Consider the following 433-nt stretch of genomic DNA (forward strand, 5'->3'; position numbering starts at 1 on the left):
CAGTTGCGTAGCGAATGTTCATCGCTCCAACGATATCGCGATGTTTCTCAAATCCACATTGACACTTATATTTTCTAACTTGTGCCTTGTTCTTTTCAGTGCATTTTGGACATGTTTGACTTGTATAAGAAGGGTTCACATATTCAACCTGTATATCAACTAACTTTGCTTTGTACTCGACGAAGTGTGCGAGATGATAGAATGACCAAGTGTGTAGATTTTTTTCGTTTTTACGGCTTGTCTGTGCCGTCTGTCTCATGTTCGTTAGTTGTTCCAATCGAATGACAGAGATAGTATTATCCGTTGCAAAATCAACGCTTTCACGACTCACTTTGTGATCTTGGTCTTGCATCCATCTTTGTTCCTTATCATCAAGTTGCCGAAGGGCATTTAGTTTTTTAGCTTCTCCTAGCTTCCTACGAACACTTCGAAA

Annotated in this window: 1 protein-coding gene; it reads right to left on the reverse strand. The window is 39.7% G+C overall.

The window, feature by feature from the left end; all coding sequences use genetic code 11:
* On the reverse strand, positions 1-433 hold a 433-nt coding region (locus ACQRBL_RS32590), incomplete at both ends, for an RNA-guided endonuclease TnpB family protein (RefSeq protein WP_427736456.1).

It is taken from the genome of Bacillus sp. AF62 (genome assembly GCF_050312695.1).
In the GTDB taxonomy this organism is placed as follows: domain Bacteria; phylum Bacillota; class Bacilli; order Bacillales; family Bacillaceae_G; genus Bacillus_A; species Bacillus_A cereus.